A 372-nucleotide genomic window follows, 5' to 3' on the forward strand; every position below is an offset into this window, starting at 1 on the left:
GGTTGATTTCTCGTGCAAGTGACCAGATTGACCATATTATAAATTACAAATTAGAAGGTGCTGACTTTGATAAGTTGGCGCCTTTTATTAAGAAGCAGGTAAAGAAAGCTACTGCTGCACAAGTTGAGTTTTTAGCGATTAATGGAGAGACTTCTGCAACTGTAAGTGAAGGTGGCGGAGGATTTTCTGTAGGTGCTTATTCTGAAAATGGAATGAGTGCAGGAGCGGCTGAAGGGCCAAGTCATTATGACCGTTATGCTATTACTGTTGTTGATTACTTAAAGCATACTGGATTACTTTACTCAGGCGTGTGTGTGCATGGCTAAACCAATTAGACGCTCAGTGTTAATCCATACAGTCGAGTATTTGGAG

1 protein-coding gene is annotated in these 372 nt (G+C 40.9%); it reads left to right on the forward strand.

All coding sequences use genetic code 11. From position 1 onward, the window contains the following. Positions 1–326 (forward strand): head-tail connector protein (locus SB775_RS27795; protein ID WP_410864370.1); only part of this gene is annotated, 326 nt, incomplete at its 5' end. Positions 327–372 lie beyond the last annotated feature (46 nt).

This window comes from Peribacillus sp. SIMBA_075 (assembly GCF_046534585.1).